The organism is Sphingomonas sp., assembly GCF_035317925.1.
In the GTDB taxonomy this organism is placed as follows: domain Bacteria; phylum Pseudomonadota; class Alphaproteobacteria; order Sphingomonadales; family Sphingomonadaceae; genus Sphingomonas_I.
Genome location: NZ_DATHFV010000064.1, coordinates 1 through 7,287, shown reverse-complemented (window position 1 = coordinate 7,287; position 7,287 = coordinate 1). Strand labels below are relative to the sequence as shown.

The following is a 7,287-nucleotide window of genomic DNA, read 5'->3' as shown; positions in this document are numbered from 1 at the left end:
GAGGATGCCGTAGATGGACGCGGCACCGAGAAGGGACATGACGACTGGAGGCACGTTCACACTGACGCCGAAGTCCTTCGCGAGGTTGACCGCCGAAAGCATCACGAAGACGAGTGCGGCCGAAAGCGTCGCCGAAAAATGGGCCAAGTAGCGCCCGAGCTTGGCGCGATTGTAGCCGCCAAGGATCGCGTATTCGTGCTCGGTGGCCATGCCGTCTTCCTTAACATCCGTTCATCAATTGGGAACGAACCAAGCACACTGCAAGGGAGGGCAGCCAATTTTTCACCCAAATTAGGATTCGTCTGGCTATTAAGGCGATGATTGAGCGAGGCCACGACGACACGTGTGAGACCCGAACGTCTGTCACCTGTTCCGTAGGAACAGATTTGGGTAACCGCCAATCACGGCGTCCCTCGCTCGCAGAAATTCGTCTACCTGCGGTTGCGATCGAGCAAGCGGTTGAGTCTCATCCGTTTCCCACCGGGCAAACGTACCTTCATCCACACCGATGATCGTGGCGGCGGCCTTCGCCGAAATCCCTCGCCGTCGCCTTTCGGCGATCAGCTTTTCCGGGAATGTCTGCGGCTTCGGCCATGGCTCGTATCCGAGGAAGGAGATAATCGCGGGATATTGCCTATCCCTTGGCTGCTTTGTTCCGCTTTCCCAATCGAGAACGGAGGTTTGGCATACGCCCATAAGCTCGGCCGCCTCGACTTGCTTGAGGCCTCGCCCCTTGCGGGCACGGCGCAGATGCGCCCCGATTGACTCCCCCTGATCGGCCAGTACCTCCGGCTTCGTGGCAGATAGCAACACCGAAACACCGGGCAGCAAGAACCCAACACGGCCATGTCGTTGTGGCCACCTTGGCGATGCCGCGCGTGCCTGCAGCCGGGCGCCACGCTGCGCGCAGGATTATCAGGCGCGGGTGTCGGGGCCGCTGCTCGACCGGATCGACCTGCATGTCGAGGTCGCGGCGGTCAGCGCCGCCGATCTGGTGCTGCCGCCGCCCGCCGAAGGATCGGCCGAAGTCCGCGCCCGGGTCGAGGCGGCGCGCGCGATCCAGACCGCGCGCTATGCCGATCATGGGGTGCGCACCAATGCGGAGGCCGATGGCGCATTGCTCGAAGCCAGCGCCACGCCGGACGAGGCCGGGCGCGCATTGCTGGCGCAGGCCGCCGCCGCGATGGGCCTGTCGGCGCGGGGCTATACGCGCGTTCTGCGCGTGGCGCGCACGATCGCGGATCTGGCTGGGTCGGGGGCTGTCGGGCGGGTGCATGTGGCCGAGGCGCTGAGCTATCGGCTGCGGCCGGCGGTGAATTAGAGGAGGGTTCCTCGCATGACCATCACGATCACCGCCTTTGAACGCTCCCCCGATGGCGGCAAGGGGCTGGCACGCGATACGCGGGTGCGCTGGGCGCTGGAGGAAGTGGGCCAACCCTATGCGGTTCGTCTGGTTTCGTTCGGGGCGATGAAGGAGCCCGCGCATCTGGCGGTGCATCCGTTCGGGCAGATTCCGACCTACGAAGACGGCGACCTCACGCTGTTCGAGACCGGGGCGATCGTGTTCCATATCGCGCAGCATAAAGCGGGCCTGCTGCCGGACGACGCGGATGCGCGGGCGCGCGCGATTACGTGGATGTTCGCCGCGCTCAGCACGATCGAGCCGCCGATCATCGAGCTCCAAACCGCGAAGTTCCAGGAGGGCGACAAGCCCTGGGCGAAGGCGCGAATGCCGCTGGTTCAGGATCGCATCCACGACCGGTTGAAGCAACTTTCCGCGCGTCTCGGCGACGCCGACTGGCTCGACGGCGGGTTCAGCGCGGGAGACCTGATGATGGTGTCGGTGCTGCTCAGGACGAGACCATCGGGCCTGTTGGACGAATATCCGAATCTGGCCGCCTATGTCGCCCGCGGCGAAGTGCGGCCCGCCTACCAGCGGGCCTTCGCGGCGCAATATGCGGTGAACAAGCCACCGGCGGGCTGATTGCGGCCCGGCGCGAAGTGCACCATATCGCGTTGTCGAAGATCGGCTAAGGTTTTATGTAAATCTGTGCGGGATACGCAGTGCAGGCCGACGGCGAACGGGTGAACGCTGGATTACGGAGGACGTAACGGACAGTTCAGCCGGCCTGGCGCAAATCGACTGCTCTGGAAGCAGTTGAGTATGCGTGATGAGTTACAACGAGAAACCTATCCTTCACCGGGCGTTCGAGCTTGCGCGCAGCGGCCAATACGCGCGGGTAAAAGAACTGGAGAAGGCGCTGGCCGCCGAGGGCTATGCGCGGACTGACCTGCAACTCCAAAGTCCGTCCGTGCGCAAGCAGCTTCGCTTATTGTGCAGGGACGCTAGTGCCGCCGCCCGCGCCGCACCTGACGCGACGGGGTCGGAGCAATCGGAAGCAAGTGCATAGCGTTACGGACAAAACCGCATCTGAGCCAGCCCGTCATCCCCGTTCGGCAAACATACCCGACGCCGCCAGCACATAATCGCGCACGGCCTTGTGCGCGTCGGCGCTGAGGCTCAGCCATTTGCGGCGGCCGTCAGCGGGATCGATCGCTTCGTGCACCAGCCCGCGCTTCTTCAGCATCTTGATCCAGCGCAGCGCCGTGGTCGGCGGCACCGCGGCGGCGATGCAGCAGCTGGAGATGGAAATGCGCGTCCCTTCCTCGCCCGCCACGAACAGGTCGAGCAGGATATCGCGCGCCGGATCGGCGAACAGATCGGCATCGATGAAGGTGCTGATCCTGCGCCGCGCCGCCAGGATCAGGCGCGCATAGGTCGCCGCGTTCGGCCGCGGCTTTGGCTCGATCGCGGCCGACAGGCGTTCGGCCGCGTTCCGCAGCGTTTCGGCGAGCGCGGACATGTCATCGGCCGAAAGGGAGGACGCCATCAGACGGTCCCCGGCGCGGCATATGCGCGGGGCGGGCGACCGAGCGCACCGGGGGCTAATTCGGAATGGAAGGCTGCCCGCGCGCGGGGGAGAATGTCCAGGGACGGTCGATTCCGGTTCGGGCCATCCTTTGCCGATGGCGGTAGGTGGCCGCGATCAGCAGAACCTGCATGGGCCAACACCAGAACTGGACCAGTACCGCGTAGCCGAAGCCGGTTCCCGGCTGGTCGAGGAAGCTGACGTGCCCCAGCACGGTCAGGCCCTGCATCGCGCTCATCCATATCGGCCAGAACCGGGTCGTGAAGAGCGAGAGCAGGTAGAGCGCCGCGAACAGCGCAAGATCGACGAGAAACAGTGTGACTTCGGCATGCTTGTACCTGGTCGCTTCCGGCGAGACGCTGAGCATCGACAGGACCAAGGCCGTCAACAGAAGCAGAGCGGTGATCCGCTCCGGCGCTCCGCCCCGGATCAGGGCGTAGATAAAACTCGCCATGAACAGGAGAAGAAAGAGCATGTTCCGCAAGACCATATGGGCAAGCCAGCATGGCGCGGTCATTCCGTCAACAGGCTCGGGCCCGCCGCCCGCGTGTCGCTAGTGGAAGAGGTGGATCACCGCCACGCAAGCAAGCGTGAGCAGCGATCCGCAAATGACCAGCGTGCCCGCAGACACACCAATCGCGAATATGGCCAGGAACGGCCACAGCAATCTTGCGCCCCATTTCAGGTCATTGCGCCTGTCCTCTCCCCCCGGGAGCGGCCATCCGAGATTTCCCAGCCATCGGGAGGATTCGTGATCGAAGACGGTTCGCGCCTCGCTCAGCCCCTTCCGATCGGTCGCCCCGGCGTTCCCCCCGCCCTCGCTGTCGTCGGGGGGATGAGACCGGGAAAGCGCCCGATCGGCAACTTCCGTCGAACCCCCTAGGGTTTCTCGGAAGGTGCCGGCCTGCTCGGCGGCGGCAAGCCAGCGCGCAGCCTCCGCGCTGGTGGCGACGCCAAGTGCGTCGCGCGCGCCCTTGAGACGCAGTTCGACCGCCTTGGGCGTGATGCCGAGCTCGATCGCGATCTGCTTGGCGGTCTTGCGGTCCATGAACAGCCGCAAGGCGATACGTTGCGGCTCGGTCAGCCGTCCGGTTCCTCGTCCGTCCATTCGAAGATATGATAGCGAGGCTTTCGCTCGGACTTCAATGGCTTCGGCGGCGGGTCGTGCAACTTTCCGCGCAATTGGGGGGCTTTGGCCTATCGCCTTCCGCCCCGTCTCCACTAAAGGGCGAATATGACCGGCACCATCGAACCCGAAGACGATTTCGCCAACAGGCTGCCCGTGCCCGAGCATGTTGAAGAGGCGATCCGCACGCTCCTGCGCTGGGCCGGCGACGACCCCGAACGCGAAGGTCTGCTCGACACGCCCAAGCGCGTGGCACGCGCCTGGAGGGAATATTGCCAGGGCTATGGCGAGGATCCGGGCCACCATCTCGACCGCGTGTTCGAGGAGGTCGGCGGCTATGACGATATCGTGCTGCTGAAGGACATTCCGTTCCAGTCGCATTGCGAACATCATCTCGCGCCGATCGTCGGCAAGGCGGCGATCGCTTATCTGCCCAAGAACCGGGTGGTCGGCATTTCCAAGCTGGCGCGCGTGCTGCACGGCTTCGCGCGTCGGCTGCAGGTGCAGGAACGGCTGACCGCGCAGGTCGCCGATTGCATCTGGGATCACCTCCAGCCGCAGGGCGTGGCGGTGGTGATCGAGGCGGCGCACGGCTGCATGACCGGGCGCGGCGTGCGCACGCACGGCGTGTCGATGACCACCAGCCGCATGATGGGCGTGTTCCGCGACGACCAGCGCAGCCGCCGCGAAGTGTTGGCGCTGATGGGCTATTGAGGATGAACCCGTTCCGCATCGCGCTCGGCGCGACCCTGGCGCTGGTCGCGGCACCCTCCCAGGCCGATCCGCGCACGCTCGACGTGCTGCCGAGCATGACCTGGCAGCATGCGCGGACCGGACTGACGATGCCGCCTTATCTGGGCTCGCTGCCGCGCAACGAGGTGGGCGATTTCGGCACGGTGGAAGCGGACCTGTTCCTGCAATATCGCGGTGCGGACGGGACCGAAGCCACGATCTATGTCTTCCACCCCGGCGTCGACAGCGTTCCGCTCTGGTTCGATCGCGTGCAGGCCGCGATCGTGGCGCGTGGGAAATTCGGCACGATCGGCGATGCCCAGGCGACGGCCTTTGCCGTCCGTCCCGGCGCGCCTGCCACGGCGCTGCGCGTGACCTATCCGCTCAAAGGCAGCGCGTTTCTCGCCACCGCCGCGGCGGCCGTGCCGGTCGCCGACTGGCTGGTGGTGGTGCGGCTTTCCTCGACCAGCAAGGATGCCGCTGCCGTCGATGCCGAACTGACCGCGGTCGTGAACGGCATCGGCTGGCCCGCGGACAAGCTCGAGGCGCCGGTGGCGGCGCCGATCAAGCCGTGCGGCACGATGCCGAGCTTCCACAAGGCCAAGCTGATCAAGCCCGATATGATGCAGGCGCTGGTGGGGGCGGCGGTTTCCGGCGCGGTTGCCACCGACCGCAAGGATGCAAACGACCACAGGGCCTCGATCCCCACCTATTGCCGTGCGCAGCAGGCCGCGGACGCCGCCTGGGGCGTCTATCGGGTCGAAGGCGAGGAGCGGGGCTATGTGCTGGCGCTGGGCGATGACGGCCGCGCGATCGGCGTCCAGCCTTCGCTCGCGGCCTTGGTCAACAAGACCAAGCCGGCTTATTCGCTGGCCTACATGGACCTGACCGAGTGGCGGATCTATCCGGACGTAAGCGATCAGCTGCCGCCCGAGCAGGCGCTGGACATCGTCGACCACACCAACCCGATCGCGAGCGCGGATACGCTCAGCGGCAAGGGCTCGATCACGATCAACAGCGCCGTGACGGAAAAGAAGTAAGCATGACCTGGAAAATTCTGGCGCAGGTCGCAGCCGGTTGCGGCGCCCGAGGCGCCGTCGGCGCTGATGGAATCTTGAGGTGATCAATCAGGATATTGGTCGCGCACTCACGGTCGATGGCCGTTCGTGCGTCGCCACGACGCCGGCAACGACGGGGCACGCCATTTACGGACCCTACCAGCCCCGCGAAGCAGGCGAATATGCGGTTCAGTTCGTGATCGAGCCGTTGGCCGACGTCACGCAATTGGCGCCGGATACCGCCTGCGCGACGATCGAGGTTACGAGTGATGGCGGCCACCGTAACCATGCCCGGAAAGATCTGATCGCCCGGGATTTCGCCGATGGGCGAACAAAATTTCTGCTGCCGTTCTCGTTAGCCGAGCGGACGATACTCGAATATCGCGTCTGGGTGAGCGGTTTGCTGTCGGTCCGGATCGACGACTTTCAGCAGGTGGTGAAGCGGTCCGGAGACCTCGACGACGAAGCGCTCTCCCGCCGCGCCAGCTTTCCGGGGACGGAGGGCGCCGACGTGCCGTTCTTCGTCGAAAACCGCGCTTACTTTCGCAGCCTGTACGAGGGTGGTTGCCTGTTCCGGATCGAGGGCGACGCCGTGGTGCTGACGATCGGCGAAGTTTCGTTTTTCGCCCGCAATCGGGATGACCTCAACTTTATAAGCGAACTCTTTTTCGAGAATGTTTATAATATTCAGTTTGATAGACCGACCTGTATCATTGATATCGGTATGAATATTGGCCTAACATCACTGCAATTATCCTATAAGAGGGAGGTAAGGCAGATACATTCCTTTGAGCCGTTTCAGAGCACTTATGAAAGGGCGCTGGACAATGTTCGCATAAATTCGCCTGCGGCGAAAAAAATAACGACCTACAATTTTGGTTTGTCTGACAAGAATTGGGAAGGTGAAATATTCGCCTCGCAGACCGGCGATTCGGGCGCGATGACGACAATCGATGTGGGCGAAGGGATTCCAGTACATATCGTGCTTAGGGATGCCGGTGAAGTGCTCGCTCCCATTATAGCCAAGTCGCGCGCCCGTGGTCTTGACGTAATCGTAAAAATGGATTGCGAAGGGTCGGAATACGCGATTTTTGAGTGCCTGAAGAGCTGGAGATTGCTCGAGCACATAACGGGCTTCATGGTCGAATGGCACGCCATGTTTGGCGAAAAGTCGCAAGCGGACCTGATCAAGCCGTTGCGGAAGGCCGGCTTTGTTATATTTGACCGCTCGCCTCCACGGGGTAACGGCTTCTTTTATGCGGTGAACTTACGGCGGCGGTCGAGGCTGACGGCAATGGCCCGTTGGTTGAGCCTCAAACTTCGCGAAGTCGGCCGCCCGCGACGATATGGCGTCGTCGAATATGCGTGACGAGGGAGGAATATTGGGATGCTGAACCTCTTCCGCCCACGCCGTAAAACGGAAGCGAAATCGACCGTTGAC

At 63.6% G+C, this 7,287-nt stretch carries 9 protein-coding genes and 1 pseudogene; 5 read left to right on the top strand and 5 right to left on the bottom strand.

What is annotated here, in order from left to right; all coding sequences use genetic code 11:
• The coding region (locus tag VK533_RS05010; protein ID WP_324375590.1) for a hypothetical protein at nt 1-210 on the bottom strand (210 nt) is incomplete at its 3' end.
• Between the two features lie 153 nt (nt 211-363).
• Nucleotides 364-831, bottom strand: a complete 468-nt coding sequence (locus VK533_RS05005) for a helix-turn-helix domain-containing protein (RefSeq protein ID WP_324375588.1) — start codon at nt 829-831, stop codon at nt 364-366.
• 13 nt (nt 832-844) lie between these two features.
• Here VK533_RS05005 and VK533_RS05000 point away from each other — a divergent pair.
• Nucleotides 845-1,321, top strand: a pseudogene (locus tag VK533_RS05000) (ATP-binding protein); the annotation flags it as partial.
• A gap of 15 nt (nt 1,322-1,336) precedes the next feature.
• A complete protein-coding gene (locus tag VK533_RS04995) occupies nt 1,337-1,984 on the top strand; it encodes a glutathione S-transferase family protein (RefSeq protein WP_324375587.1) in 648 nt (215 codons plus the stop codon).
• 460 nt (nt 1,985-2,444) lie between these two features.
• On the opposite strand, the gene VK533_RS04990 is transcribed toward VK533_RS04995, so the two are convergent.
• The 3 genes from VK533_RS04990 to VK533_RS04980 all read right to left on the bottom strand — a co-directional run bounded on the left by VK533_RS04990 (nt 2,445) and on the right by VK533_RS04980 (nt 3,978).
• On the bottom strand, nt 2,445-2,891 hold the full coding sequence (locus VK533_RS04990; protein ID WP_324375584.1) for a MarR family transcriptional regulator: 447 nt from the start codon (nt 2,889-2,891) through the stop codon (nt 2,445-2,447).
• Between the two features lie 55 nt (nt 2,892-2,946).
• Entirely contained in the window at nt 2,947-3,405 is a 459-nt protein-coding gene (locus tag VK533_RS04985) for a hypothetical protein (protein WP_324375582.1), read from the bottom strand.
• Nucleotides 3,406-3,483: 78 nt separating this feature from the next.
• Complete coding sequence (locus VK533_RS04980; RefSeq protein ID WP_324375580.1) at nt 3,484-3,978, bottom strand: hypothetical protein; 495 nt, start codon at nt 3,976-3,978, stop codon at nt 3,484-3,486.
• A 186-nt stretch (nt 3,979-4,164) separates the two neighbouring features.
• Here VK533_RS04980 and folE point away from each other — a divergent pair, with 186 nt between their 5' ends.
• From folE to VK533_RS04965, 3 genes are all read left to right on the top strand, one after another.
• Nucleotides 4,165-4,770 (top strand): GTP cyclohydrolase I FolE, encoded by a 606-nt coding sequence (folE, locus tag VK533_RS04975; protein ID WP_324375578.1) that lies wholly within the window; start codon nt 4,165-4,167, stop codon nt 4,768-4,770.
• A gap of 2 nt (nt 4,771-4,772) precedes the next feature.
• Nucleotides 4,773-5,828, top strand: a complete 1,056-nt coding sequence (locus VK533_RS04970) for a hypothetical protein (RefSeq protein ID WP_324375576.1) — start codon at nt 4,773-4,775, stop codon at nt 5,826-5,828.
• Between the two features lie 79 nt (nt 5,829-5,907).
• Nucleotides 5,908-7,215 carry an FkbM family methyltransferase gene (locus VK533_RS04965; protein ID WP_324375574.1) on the top strand — a complete coding sequence of 436 codons (1,308 nt, stop codon included), beginning with the start codon at nt 5,908-5,910 and terminating at the stop codon, nt 7,213-7,215.
• Nucleotides 7,216-7,287 lie beyond the last annotated feature (72 nt).

Bases quoted from the DNA above. Each gene is read 5' to 3' on its own strand.
- VK533_RS04995 (WP_324375587.1), top strand. From the start codon at position 1,337: ATGACCATCACGATCACCGCCTTTGAACGCTCCCCCGATGGCGGCAAG.
- VK533_RS04990 (WP_324375584.1), bottom strand. From the start codon at position 2,891: ATGGCGTCCTCCCTTTCGGCCGATGACATGTCCGCGCTCGCCGAAACG.
- VK533_RS04985 (WP_324375582.1), bottom strand. From the start codon at position 3,405: ATGCTCTTTCTTCTCCTGTTCATGGCGAGTTTTATCTACGCCCTGATC.
- VK533_RS04980 (WP_324375580.1), bottom strand. From the start codon at position 3,978: ATGGACCGCAAGACCGCCAAGCAGATCGCGATCGAGCTCGGCATCACG.
- folE (WP_324375578.1), top strand. From the start codon at position 4,165: ATGACCGGCACCATCGAACCCGAAGACGATTTCGCCAACAGGCTGCCC.
- VK533_RS04970 (WP_324375576.1), top strand. From the start codon at position 4,773: ATGAACCCGTTCCGCATCGCGCTCGGCGCGACCCTGGCGCTGGTCGCG.